The sequence below is a fragment of the Aequorivita flava genome (assembly GCF_038742595.1).
In the GTDB taxonomy this organism is placed as follows: domain Bacteria; phylum Bacteroidota; class Bacteroidia; order Flavobacteriales; family Flavobacteriaceae; genus Aequorivita; species Aequorivita marisscotiae.
In genome coordinates, this window is sequence record NZ_JBANCF010000012.1 from 1 (window position 1) to 25,212 (window position 25,212).

The following is a 25,212-nucleotide window of genomic DNA, read 5'->3' on the forward strand; positions in this document are numbered from 1 at the left end:
TCCTCGATGGCCAGGATGGTATTGGCATTGTTTGGATCGATGCTGATATAAACCGTTGCTACATCTGTAGCCACCGGTGTACCGTCATCCACCTTGCCGTAAACAAACTGGTCAGTACCAGTGTAACCTGCGTTCGGAGTATAGATAAATGTACCATCGGCATTGATCGCCAAGACTCCGTTGGCCGGACCGCTTATCGGTGTTATTGCAACATCAACAAATTGGTTATCTCCTTCTGGGTCTGAATCGTTGTCCAGTACATTGCCCGTAATGTCCGTATCCGGCATACCGAAGTACGCATCGTCATTAGCAACGGTAATATTACCGGCGTTCGGTATTACCTGGATGGTAACTACCGCCGTATCGCATAAGGGCGGGGTGCCGCTATCACAAATTGTATATTCAAAGGTATCCTGGCCTTCAAATCCTGCGTTTGGCGTATAGGTGTAAGTTCCGTCAGGGTTCACTACAACCGTACCGTTGGTCGGATTCGTATTGCCCGTTACGGAGATTGGATCGCCATCTGGATCAAAGTCGTTGACAAGTACGTTTCCGCTTACCGGGATATCGGTCTCCGTGGTATTTGTATCGGCATTGGCTATCGGTGCATCGTTACCTGTGGTAGTGTTTAATACTTCAATGTAAACGAAGGCCGTATCACACGCTATCGGGTTACCACCGTCACAAATTTGGTATTCAAAGATATCTGCACCTACAAAATCAAGTGCTGGTGTGTATATGTATGTTCCATCGGCATTAAATACCACGGTACCACTTGTTGGACCTGTTACTAATGTGAACACTTCCGTTCCAGCTGGACCGTCTGGGTTCAGGTCGTTTGTAGATACATCGCCTCCTACCGGTAGGTTCATAAAGGTATCGTTGATGTCCTCAATGGCAATAATGCAATTACTCAATATATCAACCACAACTTGGGCTGTACAATTATTAGCGTCAAGCACATCAATAGTATGTGAACCCGCAGTTAAATTATTAAATGTTCCGGAAGATTGATAAGCTCCACCGTCTATTCTATATAAATAAGGAATTGTTCCTCCACTAGCCTGTACTGTAACAGAACCTAGTCCATTACAAACAATATCCGTTTGAGAAGTTATGGCAAGTGTAAGTCCTGAAGCAGGTTCTAATACTGTTGCACTATTGGTTGCCGTGCAACCATTAATATCGGTTATAGTTACTGAATAAGTTCCAGCGGCTAAATTGATAATATCTTCTGTTGTAGCACCATTACTCCATAAAAAAGAATACGGAGCTGTTCCTCCTGAAACAGTTAAATCTACTGAACCTGTATTTTCGCCAAAACACTTCACATGAGTTACGGCCACCCCAGAAGTCAGAACATTAGGCTCATTTACAATAGTTGAAGCAGTTACGGTACATAAAGTAACCGTATCTGTTACAACAACAGAATACGATCCCGCACTTAATCCTGAAATAGATTGCGTTGTTTGTCCTCCTGGAGACCATAAATATGTAAATGATCCGGATCCACCAGTTACAGAAACTGTTGCAGTACCATCGCTATCACCATTACAAGTTACTGAAGTTGAATTGGCAACTGCCGCCAAACCTCTACAAGTACCAGGATTCACGGTAGTTGTGGCCACAGCCGTACATCCATTAGCATCTGTAACAGTTACAGTATAAACGCCAGCACTTAATCCCGTAATAGTTTGCGTAGTTTCTCCGCCTGGGCTCCAGCTATAAGTATATGGTGGAGTTCCACCAACTGGATTAGCAGTTGCAGTACCATCACCAGTGGCTGGTCCACTTTCATCTGTAGATGTAGCAGACACTGATAGTGCAGACGCAGGTTCGGTTATAGTTATGCTCTGCTGTTCTGGTTGACAAACTGTACCATCAATAGTTACGCTTACAGTATAAATACCAGAACCAAGATTGTTTACAGTACTAGTTGTAACACCCGCATCTACCTGAGGGGGTGTGGTATCCCAGGTAAATGTAAATAATGCCCCAGGGTTTGAAGCGGAAGAAGCACTTACTGAAGCACTACCAGTAGTATCGCCAGTACAAAGTACATTGGTTACCTGATCTACTGTAATGACTGCATCACAAGTGTTATCGCAAATAATTACCACACCTTGATTTAGTTCACATCCATTGGAATCGGTCACAGTGACACTATGTGTGCCAGCGGGCAGGTTAACGGCAGTAGCAGTTGTTTGATTTCCGGCACTTGCGCTCCATAAATATGTATAAGGAGAAACTCCTCCAGACGGACTTGCTGTGGCTTCCCCATCATTACAACCTTGTCCTGTTGTTGCATTTTCTTTGGTAATTATTATACTAATAGGATTTGCTGGTTCGCTAATAGTAATTGAATTTTCTGTAAGTGTACAACCATTGGCATCAGTTACCGTTACGCTATATACTCCAGCCGGAATACTTGATAAGTCTTCAGTCGTAGCTCCATTACTCCAATTGTATTGATATGGTATGGTACCACCAGAAACAGTTATATCTATTGATCCAGTAGAATTACCATAACATAAAACGTCTTGAACCGAGTAAGTTAGTGATAAGGCAGACGCAGGTTCAAGTACGGTTGCACTATTAGATGTTGTACAACCATTAGCATCTGTAATGGTTACCGAATAAGTACCGGCAGTTAAATTAAATAAATCTTCTGTTGTCGCTCCATTATTCCATAGAAATGAGTAAGGTTGGGTTCCTCCAAGGACAGTTAAATCTAACGACCCATTATTACCTCCAAAACACGAAACACTTGTAATAGCTATACCTGAACTTAAAATATTAGGTTGACTAACCGTTGCTGTAGCATCAACTGTACATAAAGTAGTCTGGTCTGTAACCGTAACAGTATAGTTTCCAGCGGAAAGACCGGTGATTGTTTGAGTCGTTTCACCTCCAGGACTCCATAAATAGGTAAATGGTCCTACCCCGTTACTTACTGAAACAGTAGCAGACCCATCACTACTTCCATTACAAGAAACAGGGGTTGAAGAAGGGTTTGCACTTAAATTATGGCAAGATCCAGGATTAACCGTGGTTGTTGCCGTTTCTGTACAACCATTTGCATCTGTAACTGTTACTGTATATATTCCAGCACTCAATCCTGTAATTATTCTAGTAGTCTGACCGCCCGGGCTCCAGCTATAAGTATAAGGTGGTGTACCACCTGAAGCATTTGCCGTAGCAGTTCCATCGCCAGTACTAGGACCACTTTCATCGGTAGAAGTAGCAGTAACATTTAATGCATTTGAAGGCTCATTTATTGTTACGCTCTGTTCTACAGGGAGACAAACGGTTCCATCAATCGTTACACTCACCGTGTAAACGCCACTTGGCTGATTGGTAATTGTACTGGAGGTTACACCACTATCTATCTGTGGAGGCACGGTATTCCAAGTAAAGGTAAATACTGCCGTAGGATTTGCCTGCGAACTGGCCGAAACTTTCGCCATACCAGTGGCATCTCCCTTACATAATACATGAGTAACATTATCTATATCAATTACTGCATCACAATCATTTATACAATCTATAACAACACTTTGAACAACGGTACAACCGTTTGCATCTGTAACCTCAATCTGGTGCGTTCCTTCAGGTAAATTGACTGCCGTGGCAGTAGTTTGGGAACCTGCACTCACACTCCATTGATATGAAAATGGAGGAACTCCTCCACTAGGACTGGCAGTAGCTTCCCCATTGTTACAAGCACCAGATGTAGAGGCGTTTTGTTTGGTGATTTGAACCACTATATCATCAGGTTGTGTAAGAGTTACTGAAATAGACTCAGTATTATTTATTGCATCTTCTACTTCAATCACATATACACCCGCGGTTAGGTTATTAAATGTTGCACTCGACTGTTGTGTGCCTCCATTTATTGAATATAAATAAGGTTGCACCCCTCCAGTAGCCTCAACGGTTATGGAACCAGTGTTATCGCCATAGCATAATATATCAGTTTTCGACTGTAGCGTAAGCTCTAAATCTGAGTAACAATTAGCTTCTACATTTACTCCTCCTGCAATTACCCATGATTGTCCGTTAACGCTTTGTCCGTTTTGATTATTTCTTGTATCAACCGTAATTGTAACCTGGGTGATATTACCAGGAACATCTTCTAAAGTTATAGAAGGAATAGAAAGGCAACAAGTTCCTCCAGGCAAGTTTGAGTCTGGCCCGTATATAATTGTCTGATTTGAAACTGAACCTGCAGTAGCTCTAACAAGAAGGTATCTTCCATCATCTGTTACTTCTGATATTGGCGTTTCTACCAATAAATCTCTTGGACCCGAAAATGTAGGTATATCTATAGTAAAGTTAACTATATTATTATAACCACTTAAACTTGTAAATTTCCCTGAATTTGAAGTAGCGTTAGGAACATTTCGGAAAGCATACACCACCACAGATTGCAGTTTACATCTATTGGCATTATCAGTATATGTTATACTACTTGTACTTCCTACTATAAGACCTCGATACACCCATACACTAGAACTAGAGCCAACAGGCACTGATCTTTCAAGGGTATGTGGATTTCCTAATGCATCCGTAAACTGTAGCGTTGCTCCAGGGTTGTTATCTTTGTAAACTATTTCAACTGCATATTGGTATACATTTGATGGATTAGGAATATTGGCAACAGTTGTAGCGTTACAATTTGCATTATAGCCATACTCATCTACAATTTTGTCATCGCCGCATTCAAAATTCCAATCCTCTATGTCGCAGTAAACCGAAATAGTTTTTTCAACAGTACAACCATTAACATCTGTAACCACAACACTGTAAGTTCCTGCAGCTAATCCAGATGCGGTTTGGGTGGTTTGACTTCCTGCATTTGCACTCCAAAGATACGTGTAAGGTCCTGTTCCATTTGTGGGAGTTACAGTTGCTTCACCATTATTACAATTGCCTGAAGAATTGGCATTTACTTTTTCTATTGTAGCCGCCACCTTATCATGTAGCGTTATGGTTTTTTCATCTGTTACTGAAGGCAAGGTACAACCGGAAGCATATGTACTCGTATAAGTTGCTTTGGCTCTAAAATTACCTTCAAACGCACCACCCCCAGTATATACATAGGTGCCGGTTGCTTGATTGGAAACTCCTACTGAAACATTATTTAAGAAAAACTCCCACTGCACATTACCTAATGGCGGGCTGCAATCACCCGAAGAGAAATTGGCGCTGTAATTAACAGAGTTATCACAACTTACCTGATCAATAGAAGCTGTTACTGATGGACATGGAACACAGACATCTGGGTTTGTTAAATTCAAAGTAACAGGATCACAGTCGCTGTCCTCATACTTTACTACCGTACTATCAGGATTTTGAGTGCCACAAACACTTGAGTTTGTAGCAACAAGAGAATATTTTAAAAATAATGACTCTGTAGCGATTTTTGGAACATCCCAAAAGATTTTATCCTCAGGCCCACTAAGGGTTACGGTACCTTTATTTGTAGAAATAGAACCGGGAACAATAGTAAATCCAGGTGTAATAGTAGTAGTTAAAAATTTCTGTCCGGGAAGCTGGATAGCAGCATAATTTAAATTACCAAAAATATCCATATAAATATCAGACAAATCGGCATTTACTTCTGTATGATATGCACCCGCATTTTGTATTTGATCTAAGGTATTTAATGCTATTGTTTGTTCATTACAGCAAATTGCTCCTGTTAAACCAATAGTAAATACATTTTGCGGATACGGAACGCCACTTTTGGTTATAGACCAAGCAGCTTGACCAGCAGCGATAGCTCTTTGTTGGCAAATTGTATTAGGCGAAGTAGTACTACAACTATTACCGTTATTGTCGCGGTTCGCTACTCCATCGGTAAGCAAGATTATACTTCGTGAGGTTTCACAATTAAATGTACCTCTAGAATTAAGTTCGGCTCTGGCTTTTACAAGCGCATCCTCAATATTAGTTGTACCTCCAGTTACCAAAGCGTTAATTTTGGCGATGGCTAATGTTTTATTAGTGGTAAGTTGCTGGTCAACAGTTGCCGAACTTGAATACGAAACTAACGAAACTTTATTTAGACCAGTAGGGTTATTCTCTGGCTTAAACAATTCATTCACAAAATCAATAGCTGCATCTTTGGCATATGCTATTGGTTTTGGGTTATTACCGTAGGACATACTACCCGAACGGTCTATTATCAATACAACTTCTTGCGGTTTTTTTGATGCAACACCGTCTACATCTATATTAATATCAAAAACGTTACATGTCGTGGTATTTGCAACCCTAGTTTTAACAACATCAAGTGATGGTTGCTGTCCAAAAAAGGTGAATGACGAAAGAATTACTAATAAGAAAGTAATTTTCGATAATTTTTCAACCAATATGTCTCTAAAGTGTAGTTGTTTTTTCATAAAAAATAATTTTGGCATTAACCCATACTATTTATAGTATTCCTTTTCAATATTTTTTTGTCCTATCCTTCCGAAGGCTCTGGAACATAAACTCGCAATGTAGTACTCGATGACGGCTCGGCACATTCGCTTCCCTTTGCAGAAATTTTTATACAACTCCAAACATTACTCGGGGTGCGTGCCGGTACCGATACGTATATTTTAAATTTACGAGTTTCCCCGGCAGCCAGTGTAAGTGCGTTATTAGCAACACTTGCATTCGCACTGCTCTTTACAGCAACATTTAATGCAACATTGGGAGCCGAAGTTTTATAAGCATCATTAGCACAAGACTCTTCTAAATTTGTTGATGAAATAATATATGTTACCTTTTTGGATGAAGTATTTGTTAGTACCATATTAAAGGTAGCACCATCCTCTGTATATGCAGATTGCGCATTTCTATCCTTTTCTACTGATAAAGTTGCATTACAATTTTGTGCCGAAACAAAATTTATGTTTAATACAGCAACAAAAATTACCAGCATTAATCCCTTAATTATTGTTGATAGTTGATACATATATTCAGTTTTAAATTAATTGTTATTTAGTTTTTGATACATATTATTTAAACAGTTCTCGCCCTGTTAACAATCAAATATACAGTGGAAAAATCGTAAGGAATGCTTTACAAACAACTATTAGTTAAAATGTTCCAAATAGTCGGCAAACTGCATATTCCACGCTAAATCTCAGTAATTTAACCCCGTAAAAACATACGTAGTAACACGTACACTCCCTAAGAATAGACCGTTTCGGCGCATGCGATTTTTACGAGCACTCCCTTTTACGTTTCCTGATTACCCAATTTTTAAACTTGCAAAAAACAACTTTTGAAGTTGCTATTAATTCAACTTAAATTAAATCTTTTGTGCAGAAAATTTATTTGATACTTCTAAAGTTTCTAACTCGAATTACAAACTTTATCTTTGCAACTTATTGAGAAAAATATATGACTGTTAAAAGCGAAATAAAACGCAGAAGAACTTTTGGGATCATTGCCCACCCAGATGCAGGAAAAACAACACTAACTGAAAAACTTCTTTTATTTGGAGGAGCCATTCAAGAAGCCGGCGCCGTAAAGAACAATAAAGTAAAAAAAGGCGCTACCAGCGACTTTATGGAAATTGAGCGCCAACGTGGAATTTCGGTGGCAACTTCGGTTTTAGCTTTTGAATACGAAGGCTTTAAAATAAATATATTAGACACTCCCGGCCACAAGGATTTTGCTGAAGATACTTTTAGAACCTTAACTGCCGTAGATAGTGTAATTGTTGTGGTTGATGTGGCTAAGGGCGTGGAGGAGCAAACTGAAAAGCTTGTTGAAGTTTGTAGAATGCGCAATATTCCCATGATCATTTTTATCAATAAATTAGATCGTGAAGGTCGCGATGCATTCGACCTACTTGATGAAATTGAACAAAAGTTACAGCTCCGCGTTACCCCATTGAGTTTTCCTATTGGAATGGGCTACGATTTTAAAGGTATATATAATGTATGGGAAAAAAATATAAACCTCTTTAGTGGTGATAGCCGTAAAAACATTGAAGAAACCATTGAAATTGAAGACCTTAGCAGTACTGAACTCGATGATCTAGTTGGTGAAAAAGCAGCCAATACATTACGAGAAGAGTTAGAGCTCGTTCATGAAGTTTACCCAGATTTTAATCAGGAAGAATACCTAAATGGCGAACTTCAACCGGTATTTTTTGGATCGGCGCTTAATAACTTTGGCGTTCGCGAATTGTTAGATTGTTTTGTTGAAATAGCTCCTACGCCTCGACCCAAAGAAAGCAGTACGCGTGTAGTTTATCCGGACGAAAAAGACTTTTCGGGTTTCGTTTTTAAAATACACGCCAATATGGATCCCAAACATCGCGACCGTCTGGCATTTATTAAAATTGTTTCTGGTGTCTTTGAAAGAAATTCGCCTTATCTACACGTTCGCAATGGTAAAAAAATGAAATTTAGCAGCCCCAATGCCTTTTTTGCCGAAAAAAAACAAATTGTAGATGTTTCCTACCCTGGCGATATCGTTGGTCTTCACGACACAGGCAACTTTAAAATAGGCGACACACTTACTGAAGGAGAAGAAATGCATTATAAAGGTATTCCTAGCTTTTCACCCGAACACTTTAAATATATTAATAATGCTGACCCGATGAAAAGCAAGCAGCTCGAAAAAGGGATAGACCAATTAATGGATGAAGGTGTGGCGCAACTCTTCACTCTAGAGTTAAACGGTAGAAAAGTAATTGGTACCGTGGGCGCGTTACAGTTTGAAGTAATTCAATACAGATTAGAGCACGAATACGGCGCAAAATGCAGCTACGAAAACTTAAATGTACATAAAGCCTGCTGGGTTGAAGCAAAAGACCCCAAAAGTGCAGAGTTTGCTGATTTTAAAAGAGTAAAGGCAAAATTTTTGGCCAAAGACAAACGCAGCCAATTGGTTTTCTTTGCAGATTCATCGTTTACATTACAAATGACACAGTCTAAATACCCGAATGTAAAACTGCATTTTGTGAGTGAGTTTGAGAAAAGCACTAAATTAATAGGATAACTAGTAATAATTTTTTAAAAGATCTACTTTAAAACTATTGTTCCTTTATATCTGTCAATCTAACTTTTACTCAACAAGGTAATATTCAAGGATGCATCAGACAGTCTTGCTTGCTGTCCATCAGAATATATATACAATCTTAGCACATCATTCTGATTAAAATAGGCGATTCTTGTGTACAACATGGTCCATCTATTCCCAGAATTGGTCTGCCAAATTCCATCAGGGATATCTGCATTTGAAGTGTGAACAGCTTGGAAAACATTCCGAGAAACACTACCATCAGTTAGTCTTATACTAGATTTAATTAAATACGTGCCACTTACAGGTATTGTATATGTATTGTTAGTCCCGTTCCAAATACCACCACCAATATTAGTAGAAGTATTGGGCAATGGCACTGTATTAAAGCCACTTGCCGTAATTGTAGCATTTACGGATCCACCACTCCCATTACCTAATGATCCCGTATAAATAACCACAGGAGCGGCTCCGGGAACTGTAACCACATTACCCGTAGCATCAACCCCTATCGTTGCTCCTGTAGCTACAGGGGAAGCAGAAGTAAGTCGTGTTAACTTCAGACCAGATGTATTCGCAGTTGTACTATAAACTTCGAGTTTTGCGGAAGGATTAGTAACTCCAATACCTACATTAACTGGTGGACTTACTGAACCTAAAACTAAACTATTATTCGTACTAACAATAGCGTTGTAACCTATAGCAGTTGCATTGGTCAAGTTTTCTGAAGCAACATTAGATAAATAACCAATACCTGTATTATTGTTTCCACTTATATTATCATCAAGCGCAGAACCACCAATGGCAACATTTCCCGATCCTGTAGTGTTAAGACGCATAGCATAATTACCCGTTGCATTATTATTAGAACCAGTAGTATTTTTATTTAATGCACGAGTACCATTTGCTGTATTCTGAAAGCCCGTTGTATTATCCAATAAAGACTCCATACCACTGGATGTATTACGATAACCGGTTGTATTCGAGAGAAGTGCTTTTGATCCCATTGCAGTATTTTCATTCCCCGTAGTATTTCTAAGTAGAGCCGCTCTTCCATTGGCGGTATTTTCTCTTCCAGAAGTATTAGCTTGTAGTGCTATAGCACCGGTAGCCGTATTGTTATATGAATTATTATTTTCGAGAGCTCCATAACCTACGGCCGTGTTTTCTTGATTATTAATATTGTTTTTTAAAGCTTTAAACCCCACTGCCGTATTATAACCTCCAGAAGTATTGCTCCGAAGGGCCGTGTATCCAATCGCTGTATTATGCGTACCATTTATATTATTTTCGAGAGCATAGGCTCCAGCACTTGTATTAGCAAATCCGCCAAGGTTATAATGCATAGCATATCTACCAATAGCTGTATTATTATCTCCATTGCTATTTGTTAATACGCCAAAACCAACCCCAGTGCTACCATAAGCACTAGTATTGCTTTGTAATACGTTTATCCCAATAGCTGTATTATCAATTGCATTACTAGTAAGTGTTGCTGAAAGTGCTCCTAGACCAAAAGCAGTGCTTTTCAAAGCCAATCTTCCAGCCAAGGCGTTATTTCTTTTAAAAACTAAATCCTGATTATCCGTGGTACCAAGAAAATTTGTAGTCTGATCTGTTCCAGCGTTACCTGATGTATCCCACTTATTTTCAATCATATTAGTAGTGGCCACAAGCATCCATTTAGCACCACTCCAATAGTAGTACCCAGGCACTACATCGGCTGCAGTATTTGTGTTATATAGCATTAAACTTGTTGCAGGTGAGGCAATGGTAGTTACATCAGTAGTGGAAAGCAATGCTACTCTCGGAATTAAAATACCTTCGTTGTCCGAAGTAATATCTAATACTGAAGAGGGATTAGGACTAACAGTGCCAATACCAACTTGAGCATAATTTGAGAATGACAAAATTAAAAAGAACAAGAAAAAAGTAATGTTTCTCATGGAAGTAGGTTTTATTGAAATAGAGTGTAAATATAGACAAACTTTCGTATTGAATTAGATGAATAATTACTTTACTCTTCTCCAAAAAATAAAGACATTACCTGCCAAAATAAATAACCCCTTTAGCATAGAAAATGCTAAAGGGGTTATTGAAAAATTTATTTAGATACCTTATTACGCTTCCCCCGTAGGGCCAAAGTTTAAAGGAATGGGCGGTTGCTCATAATCCTTTATTTCGCCATGGGCGTTTTCAAAGCGTTTAACGTTGTCATTCAATGCTTTTAAAAACCGTTTAGCATGTTGAGGCGTTAAGATAATTCTAGACTTCACCTTGCTTTTAGGTATTCCGGGCATAATGGTAACAAAATCTACCACAAACTCAGAAACCGAATGATTTATTATAGCCAAGTTACTGTAAATACCTTGTGCCACATCGGCGTCCAGCTCAATGTTTATCTGATTTTGCTTTGGTTTTTCTTTTTTTTGATCAGCCATTTTTTTTATGTTACTCCCGATAGAATCGAGATTAGACGTTAAATCGTTTTAAAATATAATTGTAGGCGGCGGTAGAGACGCAATGCCTTGCGTCTCTACCGCACCAGATCTACATATTAATTATAATTTACTTCTTGCTTTGCTTGATTCATTTCTTCCAGCTCTTGTTTAGAACCCACGATTATAGTATCATACTTACGCATACCGGTACCGGCTGGTATTTTATGACCTACAATAACGTTTTCCTTTAAGCCTTCCAACGTATCTACTTTACCAGCTACTGCGGCTTCGTTTAATACCTTGGTGGTTTCCTGGAAGGAAGCTGCAGAGATAAACGATTTGGTCTGTAAGGACGCTCTCGTAATACCCTGAAGTACTGGAGTTGCCGTTGCGGTAATCACATCGCGAGCTTCAACAAGTTCTTTGTCGTTTCTTCTCAACAACGAGTTTTCATCACGAAGCATTCGTGGCGATAAAATCTGTCCTTCCTTTAGGTTTTCAGATTCTCCTGCATTGGTAACTACTTTCATTCCGTAGATTTTATCGTTCTCTTCAATAAAATCGTCTTTATGCGCCAATTGATCCTCCAAAAAGGTTGTATCTCCCGGATCTTCAATTTTCACTTTTCGCATCATTTGACGAACAACAACCTCAAAGTGTTTGTCGTTAATCTTTACCCCTTGCAGACGGTAAACCTCTTGAACTTCGTTCACAAGATATTGCTGTACTGCAGATGGGCCTTTAATACGAAGAATGTCTTCTGGTGTAATAGATCCGTCTGATAATGGCATTCCTGCACGAACGTAATCGTTTTCCTGAACCAGGATTTGGTTTGAAAGTTTAACCAAGTACTTTTTCAATTCGCCTAATTTAGACTCAACGATAATTTCGCGGTTACCACGTTTTATTTTTCCGAAAGAAACCACACCATCAATCTCACTAACTACTGCTGGATTTGACGGATTACGTGCTTCAAAAAGTTCGGTAACTCGCGGAAGACCACCCGTAATATCACCTGCTTTTGCAGACTTACGAGGAATTTTCACAAGTACTTTACCAATCTTAATCTTGTCGCCGTCATCCACCATAATGTGGGCGCCAACCGGCAAGTTATAGCTACGGATTACTTCGTCTTTCTTCCCTAAAATTTGCAGGGTTGGAATACGTTTTTTATCTCTAGATTCTGAAATTACCTTTTCTTGGAAACCAGTTTGCTCATCAATTTCAACTTGATAGGTTACCCCTTGAACAATGTTTTCGTATTTAATTTTTCCAGCAAATTCCGAAATAATTACCCCGTTATAAGGATCCCAAGTACATACTACATCGCCCGCTTTTAGCGTATCGCCATCCTTCACATTAAGTGTAGAACCGTATGGAATGTTATTGGTACTTAGTGTAATTCCTGTTTTCTTATCAACAAGTTTTATTTCAGAAGTACGAGAAATAACAATATCTACTGTATTGCCTTGATTATCTTCGCCTTTAACGGTTTTAAGATCTTCAATTTCGGCTTTTCCGTCAAATCTTACAATTAATTTGTTTTCTTCGGAAATGTTACCTGCAATACCCCCAACGTGGAAGGTACGTAGTGTAAGCTGTGTTCCTGGCTCACCAATAGATTGTGCCGCCACAACACCTACCGCTTCGCCACTTTGTACCATTTTATTGGTAGCAAGGTTACGACCGTAGCACTGCGAACAAATACCTTTTTTAGCTTCACAAGTAAGCGCAGAACGCACTTCAACACTGTCTAAAGGAGACGCTTCAATTGCATCGGCAATTTCTTCTGTAATATGGTCGCCAGAAGCCACCAATAATTCCTTGGTAAGTGGGTTTACAACATCGTTAAGAGCTGTACGTCCTACGATTCTGGCTCCAAGAGTTTCAACTACTTCTTCGTTTTTCTTTAAGGCCGAAACCTCAATGCCACGAAGCGTATAGCAGTCTTCAATATTAATGATAACATCTTGCGAAACATCTACCAATCTACGTGTTAAGTACCCTGCATCTGCCGTTTTAAGAGCGGTATCTGCAAGACCTTTACGCGCCCCGTGGGTAGAGATAAAGTATTCAAGAATTGAAAGACCTTCTTTAAAGTTGGAAAGAATTGGGTTTTCAATAATTTCACCACCTCCGGAGTTAGACTTTTTAGGCTTAGCCATCAAACCACGCATACCTGTTAACTGGCGAATTTGCTCCTTAGAACCCCTCGCACCAGAATCAAGCATCATATACACAGAGTTGAAACCTTGCTGATCTTCGCGAATTCGTTTCATAGAAAGTTCGGTAAGTTCGGCGTTGGTTGCTGTCCAAATATCAATTACCTGGTTATAACGTTCGTTATTGGTAATAAGCCCCATGTTATAGCTATTGATAATGCCATCTACTTGCGAATTGGCATTGTCTATCATAGTTTGCTTTTCGGCTGGGATAATAATATCGCCCAAGCTAAAGGACAAGCCACCTTCAAAAGAGTACTTATACCCCAAGGTTTTAATTTCATCAAGGAAATTAGCCGTAGCAGGTACCGATGTTACTTTTAATATTTTACCAATAATATCACGAAGTGATTTTTTGGTCAATACTTCATTTATAAAACCAGCCTCAACAGGCACTTTTTCGTTAAAGATTACTCTTCCTAAAGTAGTAGTAATAATTTGTTTAGCTAATACGCCTTCTTCGTTGAAGTCTTCGGTACGAATTTTAATCTCGGCATTAAGATCTACTCTGCCTTCGTTATAAGCAATTATTGCTTCCTCGGCTGAATAAAAGGTAAGTCCTTCGCCTTTTACAACTACATCGCCCATGGTTTTTTTCAATTTGGTCATATAATACAGACCCAAAACCATATCCTGTGAAGGAACCGCAACTGGCGAACCATTTGCTGGGTTTAAAATGTTGTGAGAAGCCAACATTAAAAGTTGACATTCCAAAATTGCCTCTGGCCCAAGTGGAAGGTGAACCGCCATTTGGTCACCATCAAAATCTGCGTTAAACGCAGTACATACCAATGGGTGCAACTGGATTGCCTTTCCTTCAATTAATTTAGGCTGGAAAGCTTGAATACCCAATCTGTGCAATGTAGGGGCCCGGTTAAGCATAACAGGGTGGCCTTTTAACACATTTTCAAGAATATCCCAAACTACAGGCTCTTTTTTGTCTATAATTTTCTTTGCAGATTTTACGGTTTTTACAATTCCTCTTTCAATCAATTTACGGATTACAAAAGGTTTGTAAAGCTCGGCCGCCATATCTTTTGGAAGACCACATTCAAATAATTTTAATTCTGGGCCTACAACAATTACCGAACGAGCCGAATAATCTACACGTTTACCAAGCAAGTTTTGACGGAAACGACCCTGTTTTCCTTTTAATGAATCTGAAAGAGATTTCAGGGGTCTGTTACTATCTGTTTTTACTGCGGAAGATTTACGTGTGTTATCAAACAATGAATCTACCGATTCCTGAAGCATACGTTTCTCGTTTCGGAGAATTACTTCGGGAGCTTTTATCTCCATCAATCGTTTTAAACGGTTGTTACGGATAATTACTCTTCGGTAAAGATCATTTAAATCTGAGGTTGCGAAACGACCGCCATCAAGTGGCACCAACGGACGTAATTCTGGTGGAATAACCGGAACTACTTTCATAATCATCCATTCGGCTTTATTTTCGCGGTTTTTATTTGCATCGCGAAGTGCTTCTACAACTTGAAGACGTTTTAACGCTTCGGTTTTACGTTGTTTAGAAGTTTCGTTATTTGCTTTATGACGAAGGTTGTATGACAGTGTATCTAAATCAATTCTTTGTAAAAGATCGATCAAGCACTCTGCTCCCATTTTCGCAATAAATTTATTTGGATCGGTTTCTTCCAAATATTGGTTTTCTGCCGGAATTGAATCTAGAATTGCTAGATATTCTTCTTCGGTAAGGAAATCCATTTTTTTAACGTCTTCTCCTCCTTCATATTTAGCAATACCTGGCTGAATTACCACATAGCGTTCGTAGTAAATAATCATATCCAGTTTCTTAGACGGCAATCCAAGAAGGTAGCCAATTTTGTTTGGAAGGCTACGGAAGTACCAAATGTGTGCTACGGGAACAACTAAATTAATATGCCCCACACGGTCACGACGTACTTTCTTTTCCGTTACTTCAACACCACATCGGTCGCAAACAATACCTTTGTAGCGGATTCTTTTATATTTACCACAGGCACATTCGTAGTCCTTTACAGGGCCAAAAATACGCTCACAGAAAAGACCGTCGCGCTCTGGTTTGTGCGTACGGTAGTTTATTGTTTCGGGCTTTAATACTTCGCCACGTGATTCTGCCAAAATAGATTCAGGAGAAGCCAAACCAATAGAAATCTTATCGAATTTCTGTACTGTGTTTTCTTTATTTCTGTTCATCATGTTGAAAAAATGATTATTTGTTTTATTGTGGTCGAGGCGCAATGCATTGCGCCTCGACCGAAATAACCCTTCGGGTTATTCTTCTAATCTAATGTCAAGACCCAAGCCTTTCAATTCGTGCATAAGTACGTTGAAAGATTCCGGTAATCCTGGTTCTGGCATGGTTTCGCCTTTTACGATTGCCTCGTAGGTTTTTGCTCTTCCAATAACATCATCAGATTTAACAGTCAATATTTCTCTAAGCGTGCTGGATGCACCGTATGCTTCAAGCGCCCAAACTTCCATCTCTCCAAAACGCTGACCACCAAATTGTGCTTTACCACCAAGCGGCTGTTGCGTAATAAGTGAGTACGGCCCTATAGAACGTGCGTGCATTTTATCGTCAACCATATGGCCTAGTTTTAGCATATAGATTACCCCTACGGTTGCAGGTTGATCAAAACGCTTACCAGTTCCACCGTCGAATAGATGGGTATGCCCGTATCTCGGAATTCCAGCTTCATCTGTTAATTCATTAATCTGGTCTATTGTTGCTCCGTCGAAAATTGGAGTCGCATACTTGCGTCCTAATTTTTGACCAGCCCATCCAAGTACCGTTTCATAAATTTGCCCAATATTCATACGCGATGGTACCCCAAGAGGGTTTAACACGATATCTACCGGGGTTCCGTCTTCGAGGAAAGGCATATCTTCTTCACGTACAATACGTGCAACAATACCTTTGTTACCGTGACGTCCGGCCATCTTGTCTCCTACTTTTAATTTACGTTTTTTAGCAACGTAAACTTTGGCAAGTTTCAAAATTCCTGAAGGAAGCTCATCACCTACAGAGATGGTAAACTTCTCTCTACGCAAGTTACCTTGAAGATCGTTTTCCTTAATTTTATAGTTGTGCATTAAATCTGCCACCAATTCGTTGGTTTCATCATCGGTTGTCCAAGTACCTCCAATTAAGTGAGTGTAATCGTCAACTGCGTGAAGCATTTTTAATGTAAATTTCTTTCCTTTAGGGAAAACTATTTCACCAAGATCATTGCTGATACCTTGTGCTGTTTTTCCACCTACGATAGCGAAAAGCTTTTCAACTAAAACATCTTGAAGTGCAACAAATTTTGCTTCGTATTTTGCTTCAAGTTCTGCGATGTCTTCTTTGTCTTTTGCGCGCTTGCGTTTGTCTTTAACGGCACGGGCAAAAAGCTTTTTCTCTATGACTACACCGTGCAATGAAGGTGAAGCTTTAAGTGAAGCATCTTTTACATCGCCTGCTTTGTCACCAAATATGGCGCGAAGCAATTTTTCTTCTGGCGTAGGATCACTTTCACCTTTTGGCGTAATTTTTCCAATTAGAATATCGCCGGGCTTTACCTCGGCTCCAATACGGATCATTCCGTATTCATCCAAATCTTTAGTAGCTTCCTCCGAAACGTTTGGAATATCGTTTGTTAATTCTTCGTTACCTAGTTTGGTATCGCGAACTTCCAGCGAATATTCGTCTATATGAATAGAAGTAAAAATATCTTCGCGAACTACTTTTTCAGAAATAACAATGGCATCCTCAAAGTTGTACCCTTTCCAAGGCATAAAGGCAACCTTCATATTTCGTCCGAGTGCCAATTCTCCTTTTTCGGTAGCGTATCCTTGACAAAGTACCTGACCTTTTTTCACTCTATCGCCTTTACTTACAATAGGCTTTAGGTTAATGGAAGTACTTTGATTTGTTTTTCTGAATTTTACTAGTTGATACGTTTTTTCGTCCGCATCAAAACTAACCATACGATGGTTTTCGGTACGGTCGTATTTTATAGTAATTTCATTAGCATCAACATATTCAACTACACCATCACCTTCGGCATTTATTAGCACACGACTATCTGAAGCAACTTGTCTTTCAAGACCTGTTCCTACGATTGGCGAATCTGCAATTAATAATGGTACCGCCTGGCGCATCATGTTTGAGCCCATCAAAGCACGGTTAGCATCATCGTGCTCAAGGAACGGAATTAACGAGGCCGAAATAGAAGCAATCTGGTTTGGTGCAACGTCTGCATAATTTAATACAGTTGGATCTACCAATGGGAAATCGCCTTCCATACGCGCAATAACCTTTTCAGCTTCAATTACTCCATTGTCTGACAATGGAATGTTAGCTTGGGCAATGTGCATATCTTCCTCTTCTTCAGCAGAAAGGTAGATCGATTCATTTTTAAAATCAATTTTCCCATCATTCACTTTTCGATATGGCGTTTCAATAAAGCCTAGGTTGTTTACTTTGGCAAACACAGAAAGTGAAGATATTAAACCAATGTTTGGTCCTTCTGGAGTTTCAATTGGGCAAAGTCGGCCATAATGTGTATAATGTACATCTCGAACCTCAAAACCTGCTCTTTCACGTGATAAACCTCCAGGCCCAAGTGCCGAAAGACGACGCTTATGCGTAATCTCTGCAAGTGGGTTGGTTTGGTCCATAAACTGCGAAAGCTGGTTGGTACCAAAGAAAGAGTTGATTACTGACGAAAGTGTTTTCGCATTAATCAAATCTATAGGTGTAAACACCTCGTTGTCACGCACGTTCATACGTTCGCGGATGGTACGTGCCATACGTGCCAGACCTACTCCAAACTGCTGGGAAAGTTGTTCGCCTACAGTACGTACACGACGGTTACTAAGGTGATCAATATCATCAATCTCAGCTTTGGAATTAATAAGCTCGATTAAGTATTTTACAATGGTAATAATATCTTCCTTGGTAAGCACTTGCTTGTCCATAGGGATATCAAGACCCAGTTTTTTATTCATTCTGTAACGGCCTACTTCCCCAAGGTTATATCTCTGGTCGCTAAAGAAAAGTTTGTGTATAATGCCACGCGCAGTTTCTTCATCCGGTGGTTCAGCGTTACGAAGTTGTCTATAAATATGTTCTACCGCTTCTTTTTCGGAGTTGGTAGGATCTTTTTGCAGTGTATTGTGAATAATGGCGTAATCTGCCAATAGGTTATCCTCTTTGTGCAACAAGATTGTTTTTGAGCCAGATTCAATGATTTCATCAATGTGCTCTTTTTCAAGAACGGTATCACGGTCTAAAACAATTTCGTTACGTTCAATAGATACAACCTCGCCGGTATCTTCATCTACGAAATCTTCATGCCACGTTTTAAGTACACGGGCGGCAAGTTTACGGCCAATATATTTTTTAAGTCCAGTTTTTGAAGCTTTTACTTCTTCTGCCAGGTCAAATATTTCAAGAATATCTTTATCCCTTTCAAAGCCAATAGCACGGAATAGTGTTGTTACAGGTAATTTTTTCTTACGATCTATATAGGCGTACATTACGCTGTTGATGTCTGTGGCAAACTCAATCCAAGATCCTTTAAAAGGAATAACACGGGCAGAGTAAAGCTTCGTTCCATTTGCGTGGAAAGATTGGCCAAAGAACACACCAGGTGAACGGTGAAGTTGTGAAACCACAACACGTTCGGCCCCATTAATGCAGAAAGTTCCGCTAGGGGTCATGTAAGGAATAGTACCGAGGTAAACGTCCTGCACGATAGTTTCAAAATCTTCGTGTTCGGCATCTGTACAGTACAGTTTTAAACGCGCTTTAAGAGGGACGCTATAGGTAAGGCCACGTTCTATACATTCCTGAATGGAATATCTTGGTGGATCTACGAAATAGTCTAAAAACTCTAAAACGAATTGATTACGGGTATCGGTAATCGGGAAATTTTCCAAAAAGGTTTTATACAATCCTTCTTGGCCTCTTTCTTCTGATTTGGTTTCCAACTGGAAAAAATCCTGAAAGGATTTAATCTGAATGTCCAAAAAGTCGGGGTAATCCGGCTTATTTTTTACAGAGGAAAAATTCAATCTTTCAGTTTGCGTTGCTGACATCTATGGACGGAATTTTAATTAAAATGAAATTGAAAAAACGTATAAAAAAGGGGTTAACCATTATATACGCAAAATGGTTTAGGCCTTTCCCGAACTATCGGGAAGACCTAAACCTTAAGGTTTGGAACGTTGTAAGCTTACTTAAGCTCAACCTCAGCTCCAGCTTCTTCTAGTTGTGCTTTTAAAGCTTCTGCTTCATCTTTAGATACACCTTCTTTTATTGGAGAAGGAGCACTATCAACTAATTCTTTTGCTTCTTTAAGACCAGCACCAGTTAATTCTTTAACTAGTTTTACAACTGCAAGTTTAGAACCACCAGCAGCCTTCAACATTACTGTGAATTCTGATTGCTCTTCAGCGGCTTCTCCACCACCAGCAGCAGGTCCGGCCATAGCTACTGCAGCAGCTGCAGGCTCTATACCGTACTCGTCTTTTAATATTGTAGCTAACTCATTAACTTCTTTTACTGTTAAGTTAACTAATTGTTCTGCGAAATCTTTCAAATCTGCCATTTCTATCGTTTTTAAAAATAATTGTGTTTATATAAATTAAATTAGTGCAATACCATTTCTTTAAATCTCCATTTAAAAAAGGAGTTTTAAAGGTTTTATCCTTCTTTTTCGGATAAGGTTTTAACAATTCCCGCGATTGTACTACCACCACTCTTAAGAGCCGAGATAACATTTTTAGCAGGCGATTGTAACAACCCGATAATTTCTCCAACAAGTTCGTCTTTAGATTTAAGTTCAACCAGACTATCCAATTGGTTGTCGCCAACGTAAATTGATTCTTGGATATAGGCTCCTTTTAAAAGCGGCTTATCAGATTTTTTTCTAAATTCTTTAATTACCTTGGCAGGTGCGTTACCTGTTTCAGAAAACATTAAAGACGTGTTGCCTTTTAGTATTTCTGTTAATTCGCCAAAGTCTTTATCAGAACTCTCCATTGCTTTTTTAAGCAACGTGTTCTTAACCACTGCCAACTGCACACCTGCTTTAAAACAAGCACGACGAAGGTTGGTAGTGTTCCCTGCATTAAGGCCTGAAATATCTGCTAAATAAATATTAGCACTATCAGACAACTGTGCAGTCAACGTTTCAATTACTTGTGATTTTTCTTCTCTTGTCATAATTTCCAGTTTTTACTGCTCAGTAAACCTTTTTGTGTCAACTTCAACTCCTGGGCTCATAGTACTAGACATATAAATACTTTTAATGTATATACCTTTTGCCGCTTGTGGTTTAAGTTTAACGAGGGTTGTTAATAATTCTCTTGCGTTTCCGGCAATTTTTTCGGCATCAAAAGATGCTTTTCCAATTGCTGCGTGTACGATACCGGTTTTATCTACTTTAAAGTCGATTTTACCAGCTTTTACATCTGAAACGGCTTTAGCAACGTCCATTGTTACTGTACCTGTTTTAGGGTTTGGCATAAGGCCACGAGGCCCTAATATACGTCCTAAAGGACCCAATTTACCCATAACGCTTGGCATAGTTACAATTACGTCAACATCTGTCCATCCTCCTTTAATTTTGTCGAGGTACTCATCAAGACCTACGTAATCTGCTCCTGCTTCTTTGGCTTCGGCTTCCTTATCTGGAGTTACCAATGCCAAAACTTTTACGTCTTTACCGGTTCCGTGCGGAAGGGTAACAACGCCTCTAACCATTTGGTTCGCTTTACGTGGATCTACGTTAAGGCGCACTGCAAGGTCAACGGAAGCATCAAAGTTTACGCTGGTGATATCTTTTATTAAAGCAGAAGCTTCGGCCACGGTATAGGTTCTATCCTCTACCTTTAGTTTAGCTTCCTTTTGCTTTTTAGTTAATCGTGCCATTTTATAGTTTCTTTTTTCAAATTAAAAAGGTGCATCACCTTTTACTTTAACTCCCATAGAACGTGCAGTACCAGCTACCATTTTCATAGCAGACTCGATGGTAAATGCATTAAGATCGGGCATTTTATCTTCCGCGATCGTTTTAATTTGGTCCCAAGAGATTGTGGCTATTTTTTTTGCGTGTGGTTCACCGGAGCCTTTTTTTGCTTTAGCAGCTTCTAGTATTTGAACGGCAGCGGGTGGAGTTTTAATGATAAAATCGAAAGATTTATCTTTAAAAACCGTGATCGCTACTGGCAATACCTTTCCTTGCTTATCCTGGGTTCTGGCATTAAACTGCTTACAGAACTCCATGATGTTAACACCGGCAGCACCAAGAGCAGGTCCTACTGGTGGTGATGGGTTAGCAGCACCTCCACGAACTTGCAACTTAACTACTTTACTGATTTCTTTTGCCATTTCTAATTTTTGATGTGGTTATTCAAAAGTGGAAGCCTTCGAAAAAACCTATTAAGCGTAACAATTAAACTTTTTCTACTTGCATATAACTCAATTCCAGTGGTGTTTTTCTTCCGAAAATCTTCACCATTACTTCGAGTTTGCGTTTTTCTTCATTAATTTTTTCTACCGTTCCGTTAAATCCGTTAAATGGACCATCTATAACTTTTACGGTTTCGCCAATGGTAAAAGGTATATTTACACTATCGTCTTTTACAGATAGCTCATCTACTTTACCTAACATTCTGTTTACTTCAGATTGTCTGAGCGGCACAGGGTCTCCACCTTTGGTTTCACCCAAAAAGCCAATTACCCCATTTATAGATTTTATAATATGTGGAATTTCACCCCCTAAGTTAGCTTGGATCATTATATAGCCCGGAAAGTAAACACGTTCTTTGTTTACCTTTTTTCCGTTGCGAATTTGAATTACCTTTTCAGTAGGTACCAGCACCTGATCAACATAATCTTCAAGGCCCAATCGTTTAATATCGCTTTCGATATACGATTTAATCTTGTTTTCCTGCCCACTAACTGAACGGACTACGTACCACTTTTTTGTATTTGTTGTTTCGGTCATTTTTTTACGACTTGATCCAATCAAAATATATTCCGACCACTTTGCTGAAAACGGTATCTACACCCCATACAGCCAAAGCCAAGAGAACAGAAAAAACCGCTACAATAACAGTTAACTTCTGCGCTTCTGCCCACGTAGGCCAGGTAACGTGATTTTTAAGTTCTTTATACGATTCTGTAATATAGTTTACCATGACGTCGCTATTAAAATTTCTTGTTCCCAAATTTTGGGCTACCTGTTTTAGCAGATATTTAGCACGGGTTGCGAGACTCGAACTCACGACACCTGGTTTTGGAGACCAGTGCTCTACCAACTGAGCTAAACCCGTAGATAAATATTTCTATTTTATCTTTCTTTTAGTTTTACTCCCGATTAGTATGCGAGCGTTAAACTATTTTTAATTCAGCAATCTGAATTACAACACAGGTTTACAGACCAACAGATTGGTTAAACCCACTTTAAAAGCCAAGGTATCTCGAAGTAAATTCGAGACACCCAGAACTTTTAATGATATAATAATTATTCTAAAATTTCAGTTACCTGACCTGCACCTACAGTACGTCCACCTTCACGGATAGCGAAACGAAGACCTACATTCATTGCGATTGGTTGAAGCAACTCAACAGTAATAGTTAAGTTATCACCAGGCATAACCATTTCAACACCATCAGGAAGCATAATTGTTCCAGTTACGTCAGTTGTACGAACGTAGAACTGTGGACGGTAGTTGTTGTGGAATGGAGTGTGACGCCCACCTTCTTCTTTCTTAAGGATATAAACCTCAGCTTTGAATTTAGCGTGTGGAGTTACAGAACCTGGCTTAGTAATAACCATACCTCTAGATATCTGTGTTTTTTCAATACCTCTAAGTAGGATACCAGCGTTATCACCAGCTTCACCTCTATCAAGGATTTGACGGAACATTTCAATACCAGTAATTGTAGAAGTTAATTTTTCAGCTCCCATACCGATGATTTCAACTGGATCTCCAGTTTTAGCAATACCAGTTTCGATACGACCTGTAGCAACAGTTCCACGACCAGTAATTGAGAAAACGTCTTCGATAGGCATCAAGAAAGGCTTCTCGATATCACGAACTGGCTCTTCAATCCATTGATCAACTTCTTCCATTAATTTAAGAAGCGCATCTACCCATTTTTGCTCACCGTTAAGTGCACCAAGAGCAGAACCTTGAACTACGGGTCCGTTATCACCATCGTACTCGTAAAAGTTAAGAAGGTCACGGATTTCCATTTCAACTAATTCTAACAACTCTTCGTCATCAACTAAGTCTACTTTATTCATAAACACAACAATTCTAGGAATACCTACTTGGCGACCTAAAAGGATGTGCTCGCGTGTTTGTGGCATTGGACCATCTGTAGCAGCAACTACAAGAATAGCACCGTCCATTTGGGCAGCACCAGTAACCATGTTTTTTACGTAATCCGCGTGACCAGGACAGTCAACGTGTGCGTAGTGACGGTTAGCTGTTTGATACTCTACGTGAGAAGAGTTAATTGTAATACCTCTTTCTTTTTCTTCTGGCGCATTATCAATTTGATCAAATGATGTCGCTGCTGAATATCCTGCATCCGCCAAAACTTTAGTAATAGCTGCAGTAGTGGTTGTTTTTCCGTGATCTACGTGTCCAATTGTACCAATATTTAAGTGTGGTTTTGACCGATCGAATTTTTCTTTTGCCATTTTGTATTAGTTTTAATCTTAGTTATATATTAGTGTTCTATTGTATTTACAACTTGAGCCAATGATGGGAATTGAACCCATGACCTCTTCCTTACCAAGGAAACGCTCTACCCCTGAGCTACACCGGCGTTTTTGGTTTCTGCCCTTCGACTGCGCTCAGGGTGACAGTTTAAAGCCTATAAGTCAAGATTATTATAAAAAAAACTTAACCTATAACTTTTTAGAGCGGGAGACCGGGATTACCTAGACTGCACTCGGCATAAACCTAGTACCCTGCTCTCTAAATTTTTATGGAAATATTGTAAAAAACAATATCTACACATTTTAAAGAACTTTCTTGAGCGGGAGACCGGGTTCGAACCGGCGACATTCAGCTTGGAAGGCTGACGCTCTACCAACTGAGCTACTCCCGCAATTTTTTGAATAAATTCCAAATAACAAATCCCAAATTCCAACGGAAATTGAAATTGATTAAGAATTTAACCAAAAAAGATATTTTCCAATCTATTAAAGAACTATTTTCAAACATCAAGCAAACCCATTTGGAATTTGTTTATTGAAATTTGATTTTTTCAATTTCTGCCTAAGCAAAAATTGTTTGTGGGGAGAGCAGTCCCGAAGCTTCGGGAGAACCTGCGAAGATCCTCTTTCAGCTATACACTCATTTGTGGGGAGAGCAGGATTCGAACCTGCGAAGACGTAGTCAGCAGATTTACAGTCTGCCCTCGTTGGCCGCTTGAGTATCTCCCCAATTTTTCAATTATGAATTAAGAATGCAGAATTCACAACTAAAACTTTCAATAATCCTAATGA

At 39.3% G+C, this 25,212-nt stretch carries 14 protein-coding genes and 4 tRNA genes; 1 reads left to right on the forward strand and 17 read right to left on the reverse strand.

The genetic code is table 11. The annotated features are described in order from the left end of the window. Both VZD24_RS12615 and VZD24_RS12620 read right to left on the reverse strand, forming a co-directional pair. On the reverse strand, window positions 1-6,407 hold a 6,407-nt coding region (locus VZD24_RS12615; protein WP_342687824.1), incomplete at its 3' end, for an Ig-like domain-containing protein. Window positions 6,408-6,469: 62 nt separating this feature from the next. Continuing rightward, on the reverse strand, window positions 6,470-6,967 hold the full coding sequence (locus VZD24_RS12620; protein WP_279447279.1) for a FixG Ig-like domain-containing protein: 498 nt from the start codon (window positions 6,965-6,967) through the stop codon (window positions 6,470-6,472). Between the two features lie 431 nt (window positions 6,968-7,398). Here VZD24_RS12620 and VZD24_RS12625 point away from each other — a divergent pair, with 431 nt between their 5' ends. Next, a complete protein-coding gene (locus tag VZD24_RS12625; RefSeq protein WP_342687825.1) occupies window positions 7,399-9,009 on the forward strand; it encodes a peptide chain release factor 3 in 1,611 nt (536 codons plus the stop codon). 59 nt (window positions 9,010-9,068) lie between these two features. On the opposite strand, the gene VZD24_RS12630 is transcribed toward VZD24_RS12625, so the two are convergent. The 15 genes from VZD24_RS12630 to VZD24_RS12700 all read right to left on the reverse strand — a co-directional run bounded on the left by VZD24_RS12630 (window position 9,069) and on the right by VZD24_RS12700 (window position 25,149). Beyond that, window positions 9,069-10,976: a beta strand repeat-containing protein gene (locus VZD24_RS12630; protein ID WP_342687826.1), complete on the reverse strand. Its 1,908-nt coding sequence runs from the start codon at window positions 10,974-10,976 to the stop codon at window positions 9,069-9,071. A gap of 174 nt (window positions 10,977-11,150) precedes the next feature. Continuing rightward, window positions 11,151-11,471, reverse strand: coding sequence for a DUF3467 domain-containing protein (locus VZD24_RS12635; protein WP_279447276.1), 321 nt, complete (start codon window positions 11,469-11,471; stop codon window positions 11,151-11,153). A 116-nt stretch (window positions 11,472-11,587) separates the two neighbouring features. Next, window positions 11,588-15,886 (reverse strand): DNA-directed RNA polymerase subunit beta', encoded by a 4,299-nt coding sequence (rpoC, locus tag VZD24_RS12640; protein ID WP_279450249.1) that lies wholly within the window; start codon window positions 15,884-15,886, stop codon window positions 11,588-11,590. Between the two features lie 78 nt (window positions 15,887-15,964). Continuing rightward, window positions 15,965-19,777: a DNA-directed RNA polymerase subunit beta gene (rpoB, locus tag VZD24_RS12645; RefSeq protein ID WP_342687827.1), complete on the reverse strand. Its 3,813-nt coding sequence runs from the start codon at window positions 19,775-19,777 to the stop codon at window positions 15,965-15,967. A 137-nt stretch (window positions 19,778-19,914) separates the two neighbouring features. Beyond that, window positions 19,915-20,289 (reverse strand): 50S ribosomal protein L7/L12, encoded by a 375-nt coding sequence (gene rplL, locus VZD24_RS12650; RefSeq protein WP_237604113.1) that lies wholly within the window; start codon window positions 20,287-20,289, stop codon window positions 19,915-19,917. A gap of 95 nt (window positions 20,290-20,384) precedes the next feature. Continuing rightward, window positions 20,385-20,906: a 50S ribosomal protein L10 gene (gene rplJ / locus VZD24_RS12655; protein WP_279447274.1), complete on the reverse strand. Its 522-nt coding sequence runs from the start codon at window positions 20,904-20,906 to the stop codon at window positions 20,385-20,387. A gap of 12 nt (window positions 20,907-20,918) precedes the next feature. Beyond that, window positions 20,919-21,614: a 50S ribosomal protein L1 gene (gene rplA / locus VZD24_RS12660; RefSeq protein WP_279447273.1), complete on the reverse strand. Its 696-nt coding sequence runs from the start codon at window positions 21,612-21,614 to the stop codon at window positions 20,919-20,921. Between the two features lie 21 nt (window positions 21,615-21,635). Beyond that, entirely contained in the window at window positions 21,636-22,073 is a 438-nt protein-coding gene (gene rplK, locus VZD24_RS12665) for a 50S ribosomal protein L11 (RefSeq protein WP_279447272.1), read from the reverse strand. Window positions 22,074-22,137: 64 nt separating this feature from the next. Further along, window positions 22,138-22,692 carry a transcription termination/antitermination protein NusG gene (gene nusG, locus VZD24_RS12670; protein WP_279447271.1) on the reverse strand — a complete coding sequence of 185 codons (555 nt, stop codon included), beginning with the start codon at window positions 22,690-22,692 and terminating at the stop codon, window positions 22,138-22,140. A 4-nt stretch (window positions 22,693-22,696) separates the two neighbouring features. Next, on the reverse strand, window positions 22,697-22,972 hold the full coding sequence (gene secE, locus VZD24_RS12675) for a preprotein translocase subunit SecE (RefSeq protein ID WP_279447270.1): 276 nt from the start codon (window positions 22,970-22,972) through the stop codon (window positions 22,697-22,699). Further along, a tRNA-Trp gene (locus VZD24_RS12680) sits at window positions 22,948-23,020 on the reverse strand. The genes secE and VZD24_RS12680 overlap by 25 nt, the downstream gene beginning before the upstream one ends. 191 nt (window positions 23,021-23,211) lie before the next feature. Beyond that, on the reverse strand, window positions 23,212-24,399 hold the full coding sequence (tuf, locus tag VZD24_RS12685; RefSeq protein ID WP_279447269.1) for an elongation factor Tu: 1,188 nt from the start codon (window positions 24,397-24,399) through the stop codon (window positions 23,212-23,214). A 56-nt stretch (window positions 24,400-24,455) separates the two neighbouring features. Beyond that, window positions 24,456-24,527, reverse strand: a tRNA-Thr gene (locus tag VZD24_RS12690). Window positions 24,528-24,739: 212 nt separating this feature from the next. Then, window positions 24,740-24,812: transfer RNA gene (locus VZD24_RS12695), tRNA-Gly, on the reverse strand. A 255-nt stretch (window positions 24,813-25,067) separates the two neighbouring features. Then, window positions 25,068-25,149 (reverse strand) — tRNA-Tyr (locus VZD24_RS12700). Window positions 25,150-25,212: the final 63 nt, after the last annotated feature.